This is a genomic window from Variovorax paradoxus NBRC 15149, from assembly GCF_001591365.1.
GTDB lineage: Bacteria > Pseudomonadota > Gammaproteobacteria > Burkholderiales > Burkholderiaceae_C > Variovorax > Variovorax paradoxus.
On record NZ_BCUT01000001.1, the window covers coordinates 1,862,548 to 1,882,114 of the forward strand.

Sequence of the window (19,567 nt, forward strand, 5' to 3'; positions counted from 1 at the left end):
TCAGAGCCCCAGGTAGGCGCGCCGCAGTTCGTCGCTGCCGAGCAGCTCGCCGGGCAGGCCCGAAAAGCGAACACTGCCGTTCTCCAGCACGTAGGCGCGGTCCGCGATCTCGAGCGACTGGCCCACGTTCTGCTCCACCAGCAGTACCGCGAGGCCGCCGTCCCGCAGCTCGCGGATCAGCGTGAACATCTCCTCCACCAGCCGCGGCGAGAGGCCGAGCGAGGGCTCGTCGAGGATCAGCAGCACGGGCTCGGCCATGAGCCCGCGCGCGATGGCCAGCATCTGCTGCTCGCCGCCGCTCATGGTGCCGGCGTGCTGCGCCATGCGTTCGCGCAGCCGCGGGAAGATGTGGAACATCTTCTCGACGTTGGCCGCGCGGCGCTCGCGGGCGCGAGTGAAGGAGCCGAGCTCCAGGTTCTCCAGCACGCTGAGGTTGGGAAACACCTTGCGGCCCTCGGGCACCTGGATGAGGCCCGCCTTGACCACGTCGCGGTAGTGCGCGCCGCTCAGGTCCTTGCCGTCGAAGCGCACATTGCCGCCCCAGGCGGGGCACAGGCCGCAGACCATCTTGTTGAGGGTGGACTTGCCCGCGCCGTTGCTGCCGAGCAGCGCGACCATTTCGCCGGCGTTCACCTGCAGGTCGACGCCGCGCAGCACCTCGACGCGGCCGTAGCCGCCGCGCAGGCCCTGGATATCCAGCAATGCGGTCATTCGGCAGCTCCCGAAGCGGCCTTGCGCAGCCGCGCCGCGGTGCCATGGCCCAGGTAGGCCTCGACGACCTTGTCGTCGGAGGTCACTTGCGCCGGGCTGCCTTCGGCAATCAGCTGGCCCTGCGCCAGCACCCACACATGTTCGGCCAGGTGCATCACGGCCTGCATCACGTGCTCGATCATCAGCACCGTGACGCCGCTGTCGGCAATGCCGCGCACCACCGGCATCATCTCGGCGATCTCCTGCGGGTTGAGGCCGGCCAGCACTTCGTCGAGCAGCAGCAGGCGCGGGCGCGTGGCCAGCGCGCGCGCCAGTTCGAGCCGCTTGCGGCCGGCCACCGTGAGGTCCGACGCGGGTTTGTCGAGCTGCGGCGCAAGGCCCACGCGCAGCGCGATGGCCTCGGCATGCGCCAGCGCCTCGCGGCGGCCGCGCAGGTGCAGGTGCGCACCGACCGCGATGTTCTCGCGCACCGTCTGCGCCGCAAAAGGCTTGACGATCTGGAAGGTGCGCGTCATGCCGAGCAGCGCATTGCGGTGCGGCTCGCGGCCCGTGATGTCCTGGCCCGCGAAGCGCACAGTGCCGGCGTCGGGCTTGAGGAAGCCCGACATCAGCGCGAAGAGCGTGGTCTTGCCGGCGCCGTTGGGGCCGATCAGCGCGCTCAGGCTGCCCTCCTTCACCGACAGGCTGACGTCCTGCACGGCCTTCAGTCCGCCGAAGGAACGCGAGAGTCCGCCCACGGCCAGCAGCGTCTCAGTCATGGCGGCCTCCCTGCTTTGCATTCCACAGCTGCCGCACCGACAGCCCCAGCCCCGCGACGCCGCGCGGCAGGAAGATCACGATCACGACCAGCACCGTGCCGTAGATCACCATGTTGATGCCCGGCAGCTCGCCGAACAGGTTGCGCGTGAAATCCGACAGCAGGTGCAGCACGACCGCGCCCAGCACCGGGCCCCACAGCGTGCCCATGCCGCCCACGATGGCGGCCACCAGCGCTTCGACCGAGACGGCCGGGCCGTAGGCGATGCCGGCGTCGATGTACTGGAACACCTGCACATAGAACGCGCCGGCCGCACCCATGAAGGCGGCCGAGAGGCCGATGGCCGCGAGCTTGACGCGAAACGGGTTCACGCCCACGGCGCGCGCCGCATCCTCGTTGTCGCGCACGGCCTGCAGGTAGGCGCCGAAGCGGCCGTTGCGCAGCCAGCAGGTGACGAGCAGCGCCAGCACCACCATGGCCAGCACCAGCCACAGGTAGCCGGCGCGCGAGGCGAACTGCAGGTTGGCCGCCGACTCGCGCAGCGGCACCATCAGGCCCACGCCGCCGCCCGTGAAATTCACCGACAGCGCGAGGATGCGGAACACCTCCGCGAAGGCCAGCGTGACGAGCGCGAAGTAGGAGCCCTTGAGGCCATAGCGGAAGCTCAGCGCGCCGACGAAGAGCCCGACCCCCGCGGCGCCGGCCACCGCCAGCGGCAGCGCGGCCCAGGCGTTGATGCCGCCTTGCAGCTGCGCGATGGCCTGGATGTAGGCGCCGGTGCCGAAGAACAGCGCATGCCCGAACGAGAACTGCCCGCCGAAGCCGCCGAGGATGTTCCAGGCCTGCGCAATGAGCGTGGCGTAGAGCGCCATCATCACGAAGTTCAGCGCGACGCCCGACTTGGTGGCGAGCGGCACGCAGCCGACCAGCACCGCGAAGAGCGCGATGCCCGCGAGTTGTGCGCGTGCGCTGCTCATGCCCTGGCTCCGAACATGCCCTGGGGACGGAACAGCACCACGCCGATGAAGATCGCGAAGATGCCGATCTGCCCGAGCGATTCGCCCAGGTACAGCCCGCCGAGCGACTCGACCACGCCGACCAGGAGGCCGCCGATGAGCGCGCCGACGAAGCTGCCCATGCCGCCGAGCACCACGATGGTGAAGGCCACGAGCACGAAGCCGCCGCCCACCTGCGGGTTGACGTAGTAGGCCGGCAGCAGAAAGCAGGCCGCCGCGCCGAGGCAGGCCAGGCCGATGCCGAAGCTCATGGCGTAGACATGGTCGACGTCGATGCCCATGAGCTTGGCGCCTTCCTTCTCCTTGGCGACGGCGCGGATGGCACGGCCGAGGTCGGTGCGGCCCATGATCCAGAACAGGATGCCCGACACCACGAGCGCCCCCGCGAAGGCCACGAGCTTGGGCACGGCGATCATCGCGGGGCCGATGGCGACGGTGCTGAGCGAATAGGCGGTGTCGATGCTGCGCGTGTCCGACTTGAAGAACAGCAGCGCGAGGTTCTCCATGACGATGGCGATGCCGAGCGTGGCGAGCAGGATGTTCTCGTCCTTGCCGTGGCCCGCGCGGTTGATGACGATGCGCTGCAGCGCGTAGCCGAGCGCGAACATGCCGGCCACCGCGATGGGCAGCGCCATGTACGGGTCGATGCCCCAGCGCTCCTTGAGAAAGTAGACGGCGTACAGCGCGAGCATCAGGCAGGCGCCGTGGGCGAAGTTGATGATGTGAAGCACGCCGTAGATCAGCGTGAGTCCCAGCGCGATCAATGCGTACACGGCGCCTGTGGTGAGGCCGTTCAGGATCGAGGGGAAGAGGATGCTTAGATCGAACATTTGCTTTGTGCGCCTTGTGGGATCCGCCCGGTATGCGGTGCGGGCCGTGCGACCCCACTGCGCCGGCCCTTCGGGCTGCCCTGCGGTGCTCGCGTTTCGCGGGGTCTCGCAGAACTCGCTACGCTCAAACAGCTGCGAGCCCTGATCCGCGAAACGCTGCGCTCCTCGGCGGCGCAGAGGGGTTCGCCCGACCCGCACCGCATACCGGGCTCCATGCTTGATCGACGATCGGCGGAATACGGGGGGCTTGCCGGCAGCGAAGTCCGAAGGACCGGTGACGTCGGACGCCCAGAGCCAGACCGCCCGTCACCGCCTCCGACGCTCAAACACAAGAAGTTCATGCCCGGAGCGGAAACACAGGCTCCACCTCGCGGTAGTCGCGCGGAATGATCACTTTGATATCGTTCTTCACCACCTGCGTCATCAACGGCTGCGCGCCCTCGTTCTGTCCGTTGACGAACTTCGTCGGGCCGTACGGCATGATGTGGTTCGAGAAGGTGCTCTTCTCCAGCGCGTCGACGATGGCCGCGCGTTCGGCCGACTTCGCGCGCTCCAGCGCATCGGCCAGCAGCCACATCGCGGTGTAGGTCATGAAGACCTCGTAGCTGAAGAACTGGCCCTTGGCCTCCACGCGCTTGCGCAGCTCCTGCGAGCGCTTGTCCTTCGGGTTGAACCAGTGGTTGCAGTCGATGATGCCGTTGGCCGCGTCCGGAAACTCCTTCACGAACTTGTAGCTCGATGCGGCGCCGCCCAGCACCGAGAAGATCGCCTTGGGCACCACCTTCTGCTGCTGCATGGTGCGCACCAGCAGCGCGTACTCGTTGTAGTAGTTGGCCGGGATCACGATGTCGGGGTTGACCGACTTCATGCGCAGCACGATGTTGTTGAAGTCGCGCGTGGGGTTGGCGTGCTTCACCACCTCCTTCACCTCGAGGCCGTAGCCCGGCAGCTCGCGCGAGAGCAGCTGCGCGGTGCCGGCGCCGAACAGCGACTCCTCGTGGATGATCATCACGGTCTTGGCCGGGTTGCCCGCGGCCTTGTTGAGCACCAGCAGGTTGGCCATGGCCACCTCGGTCGACTTCCTGTAGCCGGGGCCGAAGCGGAAGGTGTTCTTCAGGCCGCGTTCGACGATCTGGTCGGCCACGCCCACGTCGACCACGTGCGGCAGGTTGTACTTGGCTGCTGCCTGCGTGGTCGCCAGGCAGATGGCCGAGGCGTAGGCGCCCACGATGGCAGAGACGCCGGCTTCGTTCATCTTCTCGACCTCGGCCGCGCCGGCTTGCGGCTGCGACTGCGCGTCGCCCAGCAGGGCCTCGAGCTTCGCACCGCCGAGCGCCTTGATGCCGCCGGCAGCGTTGATGTCCTCGATGGCCATCAGCGCGCCAAGGCGGCACTGCTGGCCCGAATAGGCAAGCGCCCCGGTGACCGGATGCAGCACGCCGACCTTGACGGCCTTGGGCTGCGCGCCGGCCACGAGCGGAAAGGCGACGGCGGTCGCCAGGGCGGCGGACTGCGACACGAAACTGCGGCGGTTCTGCATGGGGCTTTCCTTTTCTTCTCTTCAGTTGAACTTGGCTGACACGTCTTTGCTGACCCACACCTTCGCGTCGATGCCGCCCACGCGGGAGAGCTGCATTTCGTAGGTGTAGCGGTCGGGGCGGTAGAGGCCGTGCAGCCACTGCACGGGCCGCTCATCCTCGTCGTAGATCAGGCGGCGCACCGCAAGCAGCGCGGAGCCGACCGACACGTCGAGGTGCTGCGCGATCAGGCTGTCGGCCAGCCGCGCGGAGATGGTCTGGTGCGCGCGCCCTACCTTGACGCCCGACTCCTCGAGCAGCACGAGAATGGGCTTCTTCGACAGCTCGCGGCGGCCGAAGCGGCGCGCGATCGTGTCGGGCACGTAGGTGGTGATGTGCGAGAGCGGGCCTTCCTTGGTGGAGCGCACGCGCACCGCCTTCTGCACCGGGTCGCCCAGCTGCAGCTGCAGCGCCTCGGCCACCTGGGTGGAGGCCGTGATGGTGGCCACCTCGATCACCTTCACCGAGGTGTGCAGGCCCATCGTCACCAGGTTCTCGAGCAGGCCGCGCAGATTGGCGCGCTCCATGCCGTTGCCGCTACCGTTCGCTTCGCCTGCGAGCACGGGCGGCAGCGCGCGCGTGCGGCGCCCCGGGTTGCGCGCGATCAGGCCTTCGGAAGACAGCTGCTCGAGAGCGCGCCGCACCGTGACACGCGCCACGTTGAACTGCGCCATGAGCGCAAGCTCGCCGGGCAGCCCCTCGGCGAAACGGCCTTCGTGCAGCTGCTCACGCAGGACCAGGTAGATCTGGTGGTACTTCGGCAAAGGCATCTGCGACATGCCTTTGATGTTTTTGCAGTTTCAATGTTCTGTCAATGGGACATTTAAAACCGACGCCGCACAAACAAGAACGGCGCGCCGGGCCAATGCCCGCCGCGCCGCTTCCTGGCTGCTCGCTGGTTGTTGGCTTACAGCTTGAACGGAACCACTTCCTGGCGCTGGTCGCCCAGGCCTTCGATGCCCAGCGTCATCACGTCGCCCTTCTTCAGGTAGAGCGGCGGCTTCATGCCCAGGCCCACGCCGGGCGGCGTGCCGGTGGTGATGACGTCGCCGGGCAGGAGCGTCATGAACTGGCTCAGGTAGCTCACGATCTTGGCGATGCTGAAGATCATCGTCTTGGTGCTGCCGGTCTGCATGCGCTTGCCGTTGAGGTCGAGCCACATCGACAGCTTCTGCGGGTTGGGCACTTCGTCGCGCGTCACGAGCCAGGGGCCGATCGGGCCGAAGGTGTCGCAGCCCTTGCCCTTGTCCCAGGTGCCGCCGCGCTCGATCTGGAACTCGCGCTCGCTCACGTCGTTGATGGTGCAGTAGCCGGCCACGAAGTTGAGCGCGTCCTTCTGCGAGACATAGCGCGCGCGCGTGCCGATGACCACGCCGAGCTCGACTTCCCAGTCGCTCTTGACCGAGTTCTTGGGCAGCATGACCGGATCGTTCGGGCCCTGGATGCAGCTGGTGGCCTTCATGAAGACCACCGGCTCCTTCGGAATCGGCAGGCCGGACTCGGCCGCGTGGTCGGCGTAGTTCAGGCCGATGGCAATGAACTTGCCGACGTTGGCCACCGGGCTGCCGAAGCGCGGCTTGCCCTTGACCAGCGGCAGCTTGTCGACCTTCTGCTTGCGCAGCTTGGCCAGCGCGGCATCGCCGAGCTGCTCGGGCCCGATGTCCTTGACCAGCGCGCTCAGGTCGCGCAGCTGGCCGTTGTCATCGATGAGGCCGGGCTTTTCCTTGCCGGGGTTGCCATAGCGAACGAGTTTCATGTGGTCCTTTCTTGGGGAGACTGACTGACTTAGTAAGTGGAGCGGCCGCCGGACAGGTCGAACACGGCGCCGGTGGAGAACGAGCAATCTTCGGTGCAGAGCCAGCCGACCATCGCGGCCACCTCCTCCACCGTGCCGAAGCGGCCCATGGGAATCTTCGAGAGCATGAATGCGATGTGCTCCGGTGTCATCTGGTCGAAGATGGCGGTCTTCACCGCCGCGGGCGTCACGCAGTTGACGCGGATGCCGGTGTCGGCCAGCTCCTTGCCCAGCGACTTGGTGAGCGCAATGACGGCGGCCTTGCTTGCACTGTACGCGCTGGCGTTCGGGTTGCCCTCCTTGCCCGCGACCGAAGCGATGTTGACGATGCGGCCGTAACCCTGCGCGCGCATCTGCGCCACCACTTCGCGGCAGCACAGGAAGACGCCGTTGATGTTGACCTCCATCACCTGCCGCCAATCGTCCACCGGGTAGTCCCACAGCCTGGTGTTGGGACCGGTGATGCCGGCGCTGTTGACCAGCGCATCGATGCGCGGCGAATGCGCGAGCGTGGCCGCCACGGCCGCAGCGACGGAAGCCTGCTGCGCCACGTCGGCCTTCACGGCAAAGGCCTTGGGGCCGAGCGCCGCCGCGGCCTTGCCGGCGGCAGCCTCGTCGCGGTCCCAGAGCGTGACGCTGCCGCCCGATGCGATCAGCCGCTCGGCAATGCCGTAGCCCAACCCCGCCGCGCCGCCGGTCACCACCGCGTGGCGGCCCGCGAAGTCGAGCTGGTTCATATGGTGATGCCGCCGTCCACCGTGAAGGCCTGGCCGGTGGCGAACACCGATTCGTCGCTCGCCAGGAACACCACCACGGGTGCGATCTCCTCGGCTTGCGCAAGCCGCCCCATGGGCTGGCGCGCGATGAAGGCCTTGCGCGCCGCTTCGGGGTCTTCGTTGGCATTGATGCGCTCGCCGAGCGAGGGCGTGTCGACCGTGCCGGGACACACCGCATTGCAGCGGATGCCGCGCGCCACGAAGTCCGCCGCCACGCTCTTGGTCAGGCCCAGCACCGCGGCCTTGGTGGTGCCGTAGACGAAGCGGTTGGGCAGGCCCTTCATGCTGGAGCAGACGCTCGCCATGTTGATGATGCTGCCGCGCCCCGCAGCCAGCATGCCGGGCAGCGCGGCCTGGATGGTCCAGAACTGCGCGCGCACGTTGAGGGTGAACGCGAATTCGAGGTCCTTGTCGGTGGCCTCGAGCGCGGTGCCGTTGTGCACCACGCCGGCGCAGTTGAACAGCACGTCGAGCGCGGGAAGACTCTTGAAGAAGGCGCCGATCGCGTCCTTGTCGAGCACGTCGAGCCTGGCCGTGCGCACGTTGGCAACGCCCGCGTAGCGCTCGAGCAGCTTCTCATTCACGTCGGTCGCCCACACCTGCGCGCCTTCGGCGGCCATGGCGAGCACGCTCGCGTGGCCGATGCCTTGTCCGGCCGCCGTCACGAGCACGGTCTTGCCCTTGAGTCTCATGCATGTCTCCTTGGAAAGTGGCGCACCGGCCGTTCAGCGTTCAGGGTTTGGCCCGATGGCAGCGGCGCGGTACGGATCGTATTCTGAATTGGCCTTACCACTTGTCCAATTCAGGACAACCCTTAACCCCACCACCGTGCCGCTCCAGACCGTCGAACCCCAGCGCCTCTATCGCCAGATTGCCGACCAGCTCCGCGGGCTGATCGGCAAGGGCGAGTTCGCCGTCGGCGCGCGGCTGCCGGCGGAGCGCGACCTGGCCCAGCAGCTCGGCGTGAGCCGGCCCTCGGTGCGCGAGGCGCTGATCGCGCTCGAGGTCGAGGGCTGGGTCGAGGTTCGCACGGGTTCGGGCGTGTATGTGCTGGACCGCTCGCACCGCGCGAGCAAGCCGGTGGCGCCCACCGAATGGGGCCCGCTGGAGCTGATCCGCGCGCGCCGCGTGATCGAGGGCGAGACCGCCGCCATTGCGGCTGCCATGGGCAAGCGCAAGGACATCGACGCCATGAGCCGCGCCATCGAAACGATGCGCGGGCTCGCCGACCGCGAAATACTGCCGCTCGAGGGCGACCGCGAATTCCACGTGGCCATCGTCAATGCCAGCGGCAACGCCGTGCTGGTGGAAACGGTGCAGAGCTTCTGGGATTCGCGCAACGGCCCGATCTTCACGCGGCTGGGCGGCTACTTCGAGACGGTGGCCTCCTGGCGCTCGGCCATTGCCGAGCACGAGGCCATCCGCGACGCCGTGGCCGCGCGCGACCCCGAGGCCGCGCGCGCCGCCATGCACGCCCACATGGACAACTCGCACCAGCGGTTCAGCGCGAGCTGGCGCCGCGCGAAAAAAACCGCTCCTCCTTCCGATTCCCACACAACACGAGTTCCACGATGAATCCCTTCATTCGCCTGCATCCGGCCGACGATGTCGTGATCGCGCGCAGCCAGCTGGTCGGCGGCGCCAAGGTCGAAGACTTTGCCGTGCGCGGCCTGATTCCCGCCGGGCACAAGGTGGCGACGCACGCCATTGCCGCCGGCGAACCGGTGCGCCGCTACAACCAGATCATCGGCTTCGCGAGCAAGCCGATTGCGGCCGGCGAGCATGTGCACACGCACAACCTCGACATGGGCCCCGACAAGGGCGACTTCGAACGCGACTACGCCTTCGGCGCCGACGTGAAGCCCGCGCCCGCGAAGCGCGAGGCCACCTTCATGGGCATCAGGCGGGCCGACGGCCGCGTGGCCACGCGCAACTACATCGGCGTGCTCACGAGCGTGAACTGCTCGGCCACTGCAGCGCGCGCCATTGCGGACCACTTTTCGCGCAAGACCAATCCATCGGCGCTGGCCGGCTACCCGAACGTCGACGGCATCGTGGCCCTCACCCACGGCACGGGCTGCGGCATGGACACGCAGGGCATGGGCATGCAGATCCTGGAGCGCACGCTCACGGGCTATGCCACGCACCCCAACTTCGCGGGCGTGCTGGTGGTGGGCCTGGGCTGCGAGGCGAACCAGATCAATGCCTGGCTCGCGACCGGCCACCTGGCCGAAGGCGAGAACTTCCGCACCTTCAACATCCAGGACACCGGCGGCACGCGCAAGACGGTGGAGAAAGGCATTGCACTGATCAACGAGATGCTGCCGCGCGCCAATGCGGTCAAGCGCGAGCCCTGCAGCGCAGCGCACATCACGATCGGGCTGCAGTGCGGCGGCTCGGACGGGTACTCCGGCATCAGCGCCAATCCGGCCCTCGGTGCGGCGGTCGACCTGCTGGTGGCGCACGGCGGCACGGCTATCCTCAGCGAAACGCCCGAGGTCTACGGCGCCGAGCATCTGCTCACGCGCCGCGCCGTCCGGCGCGAGGTCGGCCAGAAGCTGGTGGACCGCATCAAGTGGTGGGAGCACTACACCGCAATCAACGAAGGCGAGATGAACAACAACCCCTCGCCGGGCAACAAGGCCGGCGGCCTGACGACCATCCTTGAAAAATCGCTCGGCGCGGTGGCCAAGGGCGGCACCAGCAACCTCGAGGCGGTGTACGAATACGCCGAGCCGGTCACGGCGCACGGCTTCGTCTACATGGACACGCCGGGCTACGACCCGGTGAGCGCCACTGGGCAGGTCGCGGGCGGCGCGAACATCATCTGCTTCACCACCGGACGCGGCTCGGCCTACGGCTGCGCGCCCTCTCCTTCGCTCAAGCTTGCGACCAACTCGGCGCTGTGGCAGCGGCAGGAAGAAGACATGGACATCAACTGCGGCGAGATCGTGGATGGCACCAGCTCGATCCAGGAGATGGGCCAGCGCATCTTCGAACTGGTGCTGGCCACCGCGTCCGGCGAGCCTTCGAAGAGCGAGAAACATGGCTACGGCCAGAATGAATTCGTGCCGTGGCAAGTCGGCGCCGTGATGTAAGGAACCTATGCCCCAAACCCTTTCCTCCTCTGTTCTGCGATCGCAATGCGCCCGCATCCTCGAAGCCGCCGGCAGCACGCCGGCCGAAGCCGCGCAGGTGGCCGACAACCTGGTGCTGGCCAACCTGAGCGGCCATGATTCGCATGGCGTGGGCATGCTGCCGCGCTATGTCGATGCGGTGGCCGAAGGCGGCCTCGTGCCCAATGCCGCGGTCAAGATCAACACCGACATCGGCACGCTGCTCGCGCTCGACGGCCAGCATGGCTATGGCCAGATCGTCGGCGTGCAGGCGATGGAACTCGGCATTGCACGGGCGAAGCAGCACGGCAGCTGCATCTTCACGCTCGCCAATGCACACCACCTGGGCCGCATCGGGCACTTTGCCGAAATGGCAACGGCCAAGGGCCTGGTCTCGATGCACTTCGTCAACGTGCTGTCGCGGCCCGTGGTAGCGCCGTGGGGCGGCGGCGACGGGCGCTTCGGCACCAACCCGTGCTGCATCGGCATTCCACTCGCAGGCGCCGAGCCCTTCCTGCTCGACTTTGCGACCAGCCGCGTGGCGCAGGGCAAGATGCGCGTCGCCCACAACAAGGGCGAACGCGTGCCCGACGGCTACCTGATCGACGAGCGCGGCGCGCCCACCAACGACCCGGGCGTGGTGGTGGTGCCGCAGGCCAACGGCCTGTTCGGCGCGCTCATGACCTTCGGCGAACACAAGGGCTACGGCATGGCGATGGCCTGCGAGCTGCTGGGCGGCGCGCTCACCGGCGGCGGCACCTGGCACCGCCCGGCCGACACGGCGCGCACGGTGCTCAACGGCATGCTGACGATCCTGATCGACCCCGCCAAATTGGGAACTCAGGAGAGCTTCGCGCAGGAGGCGACGGCCTTCGTCGAGTGGCTGCGCCAGAGCCCGCCGGGCGCCGGCTTCGACCAGGTACAGATCGCGGGCGAGCCGGAGCGCGCTGCACGCGTGGCGCGCGAGCGCGACGGCATCTGGCTGGACGATGCGACCTGGGGCGAGATCGTCGCGGCCGGAACCAAGGTGGGCGTGGCGGTCGCCGCCGCGTAAAGCCCGCGTTTCCTTCTAGCGCCGCGCCTTGCGCGACTTCTGGCTCAGCACGATCGCAATGCCGCCCAGGATGGCCACCGAGGCGGCCGCCAGCCGCGGCGTGATCGCCTCCGACAGCAGCAGCACGCCGCCGAACGCAGCCAGGAGCGGCACCGACAGCTGCACGGTGGCCGCTTGCATGGCCGACAGGCGCGCGAGCGCCGCATACCAGACGACATAGCCGAGCCCCGAGGTCAAGGCGCCGGAAGCCACGGCCAGCGCGATGCCGGTGGCATCCGCATGGGCGCGCATCATGAAGGCAAGGCTCAGCGCCAGGGCCAGCGGTACGGCCCGCAAGAAGTTGCGGCCCGTGGCGGCCAGCGGATCGGGCACGCCGCGGCCGCGCAGCGAATACACGCCCCACGCCACCCCGGCGATGGCCATCAGCACGGCGCCGAGCAGCGGCGGCGCCGCAACGCCCGGCAGCACCAGGTAGACCAGCCCGCCGGCCGCCAGCACGAAGCCGATCCATGCCGCGGGCCCGAAGCGCTCGCCCGAGCCCAGGCCCGCGCCCAGCATCGTGAGCTGCACCGCACCGAACAGGATCAGCGCGCCCGTGCCCGCGGAGAGGCTCAGGTAGGCGAAGGAAAAGAACGCGACGTAGGCGAACAGCATGGCGGCCGCGAGCCAGTCGGCACGGCCGGGCACGGCAGGCCGGGCGCGGAACTGCACGACCAGCGCGAGCGTGAGCGCACCGGAAACCAGCCGGATGCTGCCGAAGCTGGCCGGATCGATGCCCCGCTGCTGCAACGCGAGCCGGCACAGCAGCGAGTTGGCCGCGAATGCGAGCATGGCCACCGCGGTCAGCGCGACGGTCTGCAGGGTGGACGGCGCGCGGCGCACCTCGGAGATGGCTTCAGACATGCGCCCCCACCATGAAGACGGCCCAGCCCAAGAGCGCAAACCCGAGCGGCGCGCTCAGGCGATGGCCCCAGGGAACGTTCTTTTCCAGCGCCATGACGGCGGCCAGCAGCAGCATCCAGCCGAGGCTGCCGGTGCCGAGTGCGAACATCAGCAGCATCAGCGCCCAGCAGCAGCCGACGCAGAAGAGGCCATGGTGCGTGCCCAGCGCAAACGCCTGGCGCGCCTGCGCGTGGCCGCGCCAGTGCTCGATGACAAAGCTGAGCGGCGTGCGGCACTTCTCGAGGCACTTGTGCTTGAGGCGGCTGAACTGGAAGGCGCCGGCCAGCGCGATGGTCGCGGCGCCGATCACCCAGCCGTGCCAGGCCAGCGTGGGCGCGCTCGCGAGCAGCGCCAGCACCGCGCTGTGGAGCCCGTGCGCCAGCAGCCCGAAGGCACCCCACACGGCGATGTAGCCGAGCCCCAGCAGCACGAGCAGGCGCGCATGGTCCGCACGCCCCGCGGTCAGGCGGTCGAAGGCGTTGAACAGCGGCAGCGTGGTCGGCAGCATCATGGCCATGGTCATGAGGATCCACGCCACCGCATAGAGCACTGCGGGCACGACCACGCCGCCGGCAGGAATGGCCTGGCACAGGAACGCGGCCGGCCCCGAGGCGGTCCAGTCGCCGTGTTCGAGATAGCGCCCGTAGGGGCTGCGCGCCCAGGCCCACAACGCCATCCACGCAAGCGCGGCCAGCGCAGCGAGAACCGGCAGGAACACGCGGCGGTGGCGGATGACGTTGCGCGGCGGCAAGCCGGCCGCGGGGTTCATGAATCAAAGACGAAGGTGCTCTGCAGGGCGTTGTGGTTCTTGATGTCGAGGTCGATGCCGAGGGCGGGGTTCTTCGAGCGGTAGGTGGGCGCCTTGCCGACGAACACCGGCGCGCCCGGCACCGTGGAGAACACAGTGTCCGACAGCGTGGTCTGCCCGCCGGTCGCGCCGCGGTAGGGTTCGAGCTCCGCGTAGTAGTCCTTGCCGATCTCCAGCTCGCCCTTGCCTTCGTTCACCGTGAAGCGAATGGGCGCCCGCTCGACCGACACCACCTGGCCGATGAGGGCGGCCAGGTCGGCGATCGGGCCGCCGGCCTTGCCGGTGTAGACCTTGAGCAGCGCCTCTTCCTGTTCCTTGGAGGCTTTGTCGTCGACGAAGATCGCCGCCGTCCAGTTGCCTTCGAGGATGTTCCCGGGCACATGCGCCACGGCCGCGATGGTGTTGCCGCCGACGTCGACGCCGTCGATGGTTCCCTTGTCGATGCGCCACGCGACGATGGTGTCGCAGGTGCCGTTGTCAGGGTCCTCGCCGATCCAGCAGGGACACAGGACGTTGCAGTTGCATACCTCGAGCAGGCGACCTTCCAGGTGATAGCTCATACGAACCTCCGTTCAGAAGCCACACGAACACGGAACTTGTCGCCGCGACTCAGCGGCAAGGGGGGCGTTGATCCTACGCTTCGCAACCGGGCAAGTCGAGCACGATGCCCGGCCGCGCGCACTACCCTGGGTACCCCATTGCCGCCAGTGGATCAGCTGCGGCTTGCGTCGTGCGCCGGCTTGCCGACCTGCACGCTCACCTCCTCGCCCTTGAGCCTGGCCTGCACGGCCTTGATGGCCTTGTCGAGCCGCGCGCCGTAGTCGGCATCGGCCTGGCGGAAGTAGCTCACCGAACGGTCGATGATCTCCTGCCGCGTCACCGCACCCAGGCCGCCCGCGATGTTGTTCACCAGGCGCTCCTTGGCGGCTTCGTCCATCAGCCGGTAGAGGTCGCCGGCCTGCACGAAGTCGTTGTCCTCGGGGTGCTGCTGCCACTGGTGGCTGCCGGTCCAGCCATGAATCTCGAGCGGCGCGTAGACCGGCTCGTTGCTCTGCTTGGGCGCATCGCTGAAGCTGTTGGGCTCGTAGTTGGGGCCGCGGCCGCCGTTGCCGTCGCCGCGCATCGCGCCGTCGCGGCCGTAGTTCTGCGCCGTGGTGGCATGCGGGCGGTTCACCGGCAGCTGCGTGTGGTTGATGCCCAGGCGGTAGCGCTGCGTGTCGCCGTAGCTGAACAGGCGGCCCTGCAGCATCTTGTCGGGCGAAGGGCCGATGCCGGGCACGAAGTTGGCCGGGTTGAACGCGGCCTGCTCGATCTCGGCAAAGTAGTTGTCGGGATTGCGGTTGAGCGTGAGGATGCCGATGTCGATCTTCGGATAGTCCTTGTGCGACCAGACCTTGGTCAGGTCGAAGGGGTTGAAGCGGTAGGTCTGCGCCTCGGCCACCGGCATGATCTGCACCTGCACCTTCCAGCTCGGGAATTCGCCGCGCTCGATGGAATGCAGCAGGTCCAGGTGGTGGTGGTTCGGGTTTTCGCCGCCCACGCGCTGCGCCTCTTCGGCCACGAAGGTCTCGATGCCCTGGTGGGTCTTGAAGTGGTACTTGACCCAGAAGGCCTCGCCCTTGGCGTTCACCCACTGGAAGGTGTGCGAGCCGAAGCCGTCCATGTGGCGGTAGCTCTTCGGAATGCCGCGGTCGCCGAACAGCCAGGTGAACTGGTGCGTCGCTTCGGGCGAATGCGAGAAGAAGTCCCAGGCGTTGTTGGGCTCCTGCACGTGGCTGTAGGGGTCGCGCTTCTGCGAGTGGATGAAGTCGGGAAATTTGAGCGGATCGCGGATGAAGAAGACCGGCGTGTTGTTGCCGACGAGGTCGTAGTTGCCGTCTTCGGTATAGAACTTGAGCGCGAAGCCGCGCGGGTCGCGCACGGTGTCGGCCGAACCGAGTTCGAGCGCCACGGTCGAGAAGCGTGCGAGCACCTCGGTCTTCCTGCCGACCTGGCTCAAAAACCTGGCCTTGGTCCATTTGGACACGTCGGCCGTCACCTCGAAGGTGCCGAAGGCGCCCGAGCCGCGCGCATGCACCACGCGCTCCGGAATGCGCTCGCGGTCGAAGCGCGCAAGCTTCTCGATCAGGTGGTGGTCCTGCATCAGCACGGGGCCGCCGGGGCCGGCGGTCTGCGACTGCTGGTTATTCTCGACGGGCGCGCCGTTTTCGGTGGTGAGCTTGCGGGAGTCGGTCATGGGTGGGCTTTCCTCTGGAGTTGTAGGGGCCCATGCATTTTGTCAATGAATACAGCCTTGCTGCATCACATTGAGCTATCGCCTCGATAGGCGGCCCGCCGAAGGCCGCCCGAGGTTTCAGACGATCAGCGCGATCGTGGCTTCGAGGTGCTCCGACGGCGCCCGGCGGAAGCCCGAGCGCGTGAAGCGCTGCAGCTGTCCGACCACGAAGGCCGTGAGCGCGGCGGCGCGCACCTGCGCGTCCACGCTCGGGGTGGCCGAGCCGTCCGCGGCGGCCGCCCCGCGCAGCACCTGGCGCAGCGTGGCCTCGATCTTGTCGAAGAACTGGTTCATGCGCTGCTGGAGGCGCTCGTTCTCGAACACCAGCGCATCGCCCACCATGACGCGCGTCATGCCGGGGTTGCGCTCGGCAAACTGCACGAGCAGCGTGAGGATTTTTGCGGCCTGCTGGGCGCCCGTTGCGCCTTCGCGCTCGAGGATCTGGTTCACCAGCGTGAAGACGCTCTGCTCGATGAAGTCGATGAGGCCCTCGAACATCTGGGCCTTGCTCGCAAAGTGGCGGTAGAGCGCGGCCTCGCTGACGTCGAGCCGCGCAGCCAGCGCCGCGGTGGTCACGCGCTCGGCGCCGGGCTGCTCGAGCATGGCGGCCAGCGCCTGCAGGATCTGCACGCGCCGCTCCCCGGGCTTGGGGCGTTTTCGGACCGGCGCGACGGGCGTCAGCGTTTCGGTCTGGGTTTCTATGCCGGGATAGCTTGTCTCTTCGTTCTGCATGGAAGCGCGTGCAAAGATGTAATCAATTGATTCTCGCACAGGGCCGCGCAGTGAGCGCGCGCAAACCGGCCCCGGGAAAGCTCGTACAGAATCGGCCCATTCAACCAAGCAAAAGTTCTCATGGCCCCAAAAAGCGTTCTGGTGACAGGTGGTGCAGGTTTCATTGGCAGCCACACCTGCGTTGCGCTGGCCGCCGCCGGATACACGCCGGTCATTCTCGACAATCTGGGCAACAGCGACATCCGGGTATTGGAGCGGTTGCGGCAGATCACCGGCAGCGCGCCGCGGCTGATCGAGGGCGATGTGCGCGACCGGGCGCTGCTCGACCGCGTGCTGGGCGAAGAAAGCTTTGCGGCCGTGATCCACTTCGCGGGCCTGAAGGCCGTGGGCGACTCGGTGGCCGACCCGCTCACCTACTACGACAACAACGTGCACGGCAGCCTCGTGCTCGCCTCGGCCATGCAGCAGGCGGGCGTGCGGACGCTGATCTTCTCGTCGTCGGCCACGGTGTACGGCGAACCCGACCACTCGCCCATTCCGGAAGACGCGCCCTGCAGGCCGGCCAATCCCTACGGGCGCTCCAAGCGCATGGTGGAAGAGGCGCTGGCCGACCTGCACCGCGCACAACCCGGCTGGCGCATTGCGCTGCTGCGCTACTTCAACCCCGTCGGCGCGCATAAAAGCGGGCTCATCGGCGAGCATCCGCAGGGCAAGCCGAACAACCTGATGCCTTTCGTCTGCCAGGTGGCCGTGGGGCAGCGCGACAAGCTGCTGATCCACGGCAACGACTACCCCACGCCCGACGGCACCGGCGTGCGCGACTACGTGCATGTGATGGACCTCGCCGAAGGGCATGTGGCGGCGCTTCGGCATGCGCAAGGCCATGCCGGGCTGGTCACGCTGAATCTCGGCACCGGCCGCGGCGCCTCCGTGCTGGAGGTGGTGCAGGCCTTCGAGCGCGCGAGCGGACGGCCGCTGCCTTATGAGATTGGCCCCCGCCGGCCCGGCGACGTGCCCGCGTACTGGGGCGATCCCTCGCTGGCGGAAGCCACGCTGGGCTGGCGCGCGCGCCGCGGGCTCGACCAGATGTGCGCCGACAGCTGGCGCTGGCAGCAGGGCAATCCGAACGGCTACGAAAGGTCACTGACCGCTTGCTGACCGGGACGGCCGGCCTCCCCGGAAACAAGCCCCGCAAGGGTTTCCGGGCATGTAACGAATGCTCACCGCGGAACCCGGCCGCAACAAATGTTAAGTGGGTTGTTACCCAACCGATCTTTCGCGTCGCTATTCTGAATTGATGGGGGGCTCTGCATGCCGGCAAGCCCCAGGGGTTGTGCCATCTCTTTGCAGAGTAGGGGGAAAGATTTGCCTATCGATCAAGCGCGATACGCCCAATGGGCCGCGGCGTGCCGGTTCTCTGCCTTCACCGACACCGCCTACAGCGCGTGGACACGCGACGAAGCGTCCCGCCACAAGGCAGAACAGCCGGCGCTTCGCTCTGAGCTGGAGAATCTTCCGTACCGCGAGGGCTTGACCTTCGCCATTGCCGACAGCGGCAGCGACGAGGCATTGCACAGCACGCTGGCTTCGCTCTCGGCACAGCTGTGCCATCGCTTCGACGTGGTGGTGGCCTGCGACCCTTCGCGCGCCGAAGCGGTCGGCCATGCGCTCCTGTTCGTTCGCGATTCGATCAATGTGCGGCTGGTGCCCGCGAGTGCGCCGGCCAGCCGGCTCGAACTGCAGCAGCTCGCGCTCGAGCACACGGCCGAGCCCTGGTTCGGCGTGATCCTCGCGGGCGACCGGCTCGCTGCGCAGGCCGTTTCGTCAATCCAGCTCACGCTCGCCAAATGGCCCGATGCGGCCGTCGTCTATGCGGACGAGGACTGGATCGCAGAGGGCCAGCTGCGATGCAAGCCGCGCTTCAAGTCGGCATGGGATCCGGAGGCGCAGCTCGGCTTCGACCTGCTGGACGGCCTGTGCGTGATGAGGCGCGCCAACGTCCTGGCGGCCGGAGGCTTTCGCGCCGAATTCGAACCGGCCGCCGGCTACGACCTGCACTGCAGGGTGGCAATCCCGCTGCCCTGCAGCCAGGTGCGCCATGTTCCCTCGGTGCTGTACCACCGGCAGGTTCCGCCCATCATCGATGCGGGCGACACGCGGCAGGCCGTCCAGGCCTATGCGGCGGCGGCCCGGCGGGTGGCGGCCGAGGCGGCGTTCCGGCAGGCGGGCGTGGCGGCCGAGGTGCTGCCCTCGCCGATCGCCGAGTTCGTCAACCATGTCCGCCGCCCACTGCCCAGCCCCGCGCCACGGGTCAGCGTGCTCGTGCCGACGCGCGACCGCGCCAACCTGGTGAGGACCTGCCTGGACGGCCTGCTGCGCAAGACCGACTATCCGGACTTCGAAGTCCTCATCCTCGACAACGACAGCGTCGAACCGGCCACGCTGTCCCTCTTCGCCGAGTTGGCCGCGGACCCTCGCGTCAGCGTGCTGCGGGTGCCGGGGCCCTTCAATTTTTCGGCCATCAACAACGCCGGCGTGCAGGCCTCGACCGGCGAGGTGCTGCTCTTCCTGAACAACGACATCGAGATCCTCGATGGCGGATGGCTCAGGGAGATGGTCGGCGAAGCCATGCGGCCGGACATCGGCTGCGTGGGCGCCAAGCTGCTGTACGGCGACGGCACGGTCCAGCATGCCGGCGTCATGCTGCAAAGCGGCCCGCTGGCGATGCATGTCTGCCGCACCGACGGCGCCACCGACACCGGCCTGGACGGGCGGCTGGCGGGCACGCGCGACTACCTGGCGGTCACGGGCGCCTGCCTGGCGGTTCGGCGCCAGGTGTTCGAACAGGTGGGCGGCTTCGACGGCGAGCACCTGCCGGTGGCCTACAACGACATCGACCTGTGCCTGAAGGTGAACGATGCGGGCTACCGCAACGTCTGCACGCCGTTCGCCTCGCTGCTGCACCTGGAGAGCGCCTCGCGCGGGCACGACCATGTTTCCGAAGAGAAGCAGCAGCGGGCAGCGCGCGAGCAGGCGCACGCCAGCACCAAGTGGATCGATCGCTTCGAGCACGACCCCTATCACAACCCGAATGTCCAGTGGGACTGGCTCACCGGCGCGCACCTGGCCCCCAGCGCCGGCCAGCAATGGCAGCTCGCGCGCTGAGGCGGGCGCGGCG

19 protein-coding genes are annotated in these 19,567 nt (G+C 68.0%); 5 read left to right on the forward strand and 14 right to left on the reverse strand.

What is annotated here, in order from left to right:
- The 9 genes from VPA02S_RS08805 to VPA02S_RS08845 all read right to left on the reverse strand — a co-directional run bounded on the left by VPA02S_RS08805 (nucleotide 1) and on the right by VPA02S_RS08845 (nucleotide 8,154).
- Complete coding sequence (locus VPA02S_RS08805) at nucleotides 1-711, reverse strand: ABC transporter ATP-binding protein (RefSeq protein WP_062363347.1); 711 nt, start codon at nucleotides 709-711, stop codon at nucleotides 1-3.
- On the reverse strand, nucleotides 708-1,469 hold the full coding sequence (locus VPA02S_RS08810) for an ABC transporter ATP-binding protein (protein ID WP_062363350.1): 762 nt from the start codon (nucleotides 1,467-1,469) through the stop codon (nucleotides 708-710). The genes VPA02S_RS08805 and VPA02S_RS08810 overlap by 4 nt, the downstream gene beginning before the upstream one ends.
- Entirely contained in the window at nucleotides 1,462-2,445 is a 984-nt protein-coding gene (locus VPA02S_RS08815) for a branched-chain amino acid ABC transporter permease (RefSeq protein ID WP_062363352.1), read from the reverse strand. Before VPA02S_RS08815 ends, VPA02S_RS08810 begins: the two co-directional genes overlap by 8 nt.
- Nucleotides 2,442-3,314, reverse strand: coding sequence for a branched-chain amino acid ABC transporter permease (locus VPA02S_RS08820; RefSeq protein ID WP_012745946.1), 873 nt, complete (start codon nucleotides 3,312-3,314; stop codon nucleotides 2,442-2,444). The genes VPA02S_RS08815 and VPA02S_RS08820 overlap by 4 nt, the downstream gene beginning before the upstream one ends.
- A 337-nt stretch (nucleotides 3,315-3,651) precedes the next feature.
- A complete protein-coding gene (locus tag VPA02S_RS08825; RefSeq protein ID WP_062363355.1) occupies nucleotides 3,652-4,854 on the reverse strand; it encodes an ABC transporter substrate-binding protein in 1,203 nt (400 codons plus the stop codon).
- A gap of 21 nt (nucleotides 4,855-4,875) precedes the next feature.
- Nucleotides 4,876-5,661 carry a GntR family transcriptional regulator gene (locus tag VPA02S_RS08830; RefSeq protein WP_062364442.1) on the reverse strand — a complete coding sequence of 262 codons (786 nt, stop codon included), beginning with the start codon at nucleotides 5,659-5,661 and terminating at the stop codon, nucleotides 4,876-4,878.
- Nucleotides 5,662-5,798: 137 nt separating this feature from the next.
- A complete protein-coding gene (locus tag VPA02S_RS08835) occupies nucleotides 5,799-6,647 on the reverse strand; it encodes a fumarylacetoacetate hydrolase family protein (protein WP_012745943.1) in 849 nt (282 codons plus the stop codon).
- A 29-nt stretch (nucleotides 6,648-6,676) separates the two neighbouring features.
- Complete coding sequence (locus tag VPA02S_RS08840; RefSeq protein ID WP_062363358.1) at nucleotides 6,677-7,423, reverse strand: SDR family NAD(P)-dependent oxidoreductase; 747 nt, start codon at nucleotides 7,421-7,423, stop codon at nucleotides 6,677-6,679.
- Nucleotides 7,420-8,154, reverse strand: a complete 735-nt coding sequence (locus VPA02S_RS08845; RefSeq protein ID WP_062363360.1) for an SDR family oxidoreductase — start codon at nucleotides 8,152-8,154, stop codon at nucleotides 7,420-7,422. Before VPA02S_RS08845 ends, VPA02S_RS08840 begins: the two co-directional genes overlap by 4 nt.
- A 136-nt stretch (nucleotides 8,155-8,290) precedes the next feature.
- On the opposite strand from VPA02S_RS08845, the gene VPA02S_RS08850 reads away from it, so the two are divergent.
- Genes VPA02S_RS08850 through VPA02S_RS08860 form a run of 3 tightly spaced genes read left to right on the forward strand, consistent with a single transcriptional unit; the run spans nucleotide 8,291 to nucleotide 11,632 of the window.
- Nucleotides 8,291-9,037, forward strand: a complete 747-nt coding sequence (locus tag VPA02S_RS08850) for a FadR/GntR family transcriptional regulator (protein WP_062363363.1) — start codon at nucleotides 8,291-8,293, stop codon at nucleotides 9,035-9,037.
- Nucleotides 9,034-10,560 carry a UxaA family hydrolase gene (locus VPA02S_RS08855; RefSeq protein WP_062363366.1) on the forward strand — a complete coding sequence of 509 codons (1,527 nt, stop codon included), beginning with the start codon at nucleotides 9,034-9,036 and terminating at the stop codon, nucleotides 10,558-10,560. Before VPA02S_RS08850 ends, VPA02S_RS08855 begins: the two co-directional genes overlap by 4 nt.
- A 7-nt stretch (nucleotides 10,561-10,567) precedes the next feature.
- Entirely contained in the window at nucleotides 10,568-11,632 is a 1,065-nt protein-coding gene (locus VPA02S_RS08860) for a malate/lactate/ureidoglycolate dehydrogenase (protein WP_062363369.1), read from the forward strand.
- 15 nt (nucleotides 11,633-11,647) lie between these two features.
- Here VPA02S_RS08860 and VPA02S_RS08865 read toward each other — a convergent pair whose 3' ends face one another.
- From VPA02S_RS08865 to slmA, 5 genes are all read right to left on the reverse strand, one after another.
- Nucleotides 11,648-12,535: a DMT family transporter gene (locus VPA02S_RS08865; protein ID WP_062363372.1), complete on the reverse strand. Its 888-nt coding sequence runs from the start codon at nucleotides 12,533-12,535 to the stop codon at nucleotides 11,648-11,650.
- Entirely contained in the window at nucleotides 12,528-13,343 is an 816-nt protein-coding gene (locus VPA02S_RS08870) for a DUF2182 domain-containing protein (protein WP_062363375.1), read from the reverse strand. The genes VPA02S_RS08865 and VPA02S_RS08870 overlap by 8 nt, the downstream gene beginning before the upstream one ends.
- On the reverse strand, nucleotides 13,340-13,942 hold the full coding sequence (locus VPA02S_RS08875; RefSeq protein ID WP_018903738.1) for a DUF1326 domain-containing protein: 603 nt from the start codon (nucleotides 13,940-13,942) through the stop codon (nucleotides 13,340-13,342). Before VPA02S_RS08875 ends, VPA02S_RS08870 begins: the two co-directional genes overlap by 4 nt.
- A gap of 152 nt (nucleotides 13,943-14,094) precedes the next feature.
- Nucleotides 14,095-15,618 (reverse strand): catalase, encoded by a 1,524-nt coding sequence (locus VPA02S_RS08880; RefSeq protein ID WP_012745931.1) that lies wholly within the window; start codon nucleotides 15,616-15,618, stop codon nucleotides 14,095-14,097.
- Nucleotides 15,619-15,735: 117 nt separating this feature from the next.
- Nucleotides 15,736-16,389 (reverse strand): nucleoid occlusion factor SlmA, encoded by a 654-nt coding sequence (gene slmA / locus VPA02S_RS08885; RefSeq protein ID WP_012745930.1) that lies wholly within the window; start codon nucleotides 16,387-16,389, stop codon nucleotides 15,736-15,738.
- Between the two features lie 120 nt (nucleotides 16,390-16,509).
- On the opposite strand from slmA, the gene galE reads away from it, so the two are divergent.
- Both galE and VPA02S_RS08895 read left to right on the forward strand, forming a co-directional pair.
- Nucleotides 16,510-17,547 carry a UDP-glucose 4-epimerase GalE gene (gene galE, locus VPA02S_RS08890; protein WP_062363379.1) on the forward strand — a complete coding sequence of 346 codons (1,038 nt, stop codon included), beginning with the start codon at nucleotides 16,510-16,512 and terminating at the stop codon, nucleotides 17,545-17,547.
- 372 nt (nucleotides 17,548-17,919) lie between these two features.
- Nucleotides 17,920-19,554: a glycosyltransferase family 2 protein gene (locus tag VPA02S_RS08895; RefSeq protein ID WP_062363382.1), complete on the forward strand. Its 1,635-nt coding sequence runs from the start codon at nucleotides 17,920-17,922 to the stop codon at nucleotides 19,552-19,554.
- Nucleotides 19,555-19,567 lie beyond the last annotated feature (13 nt).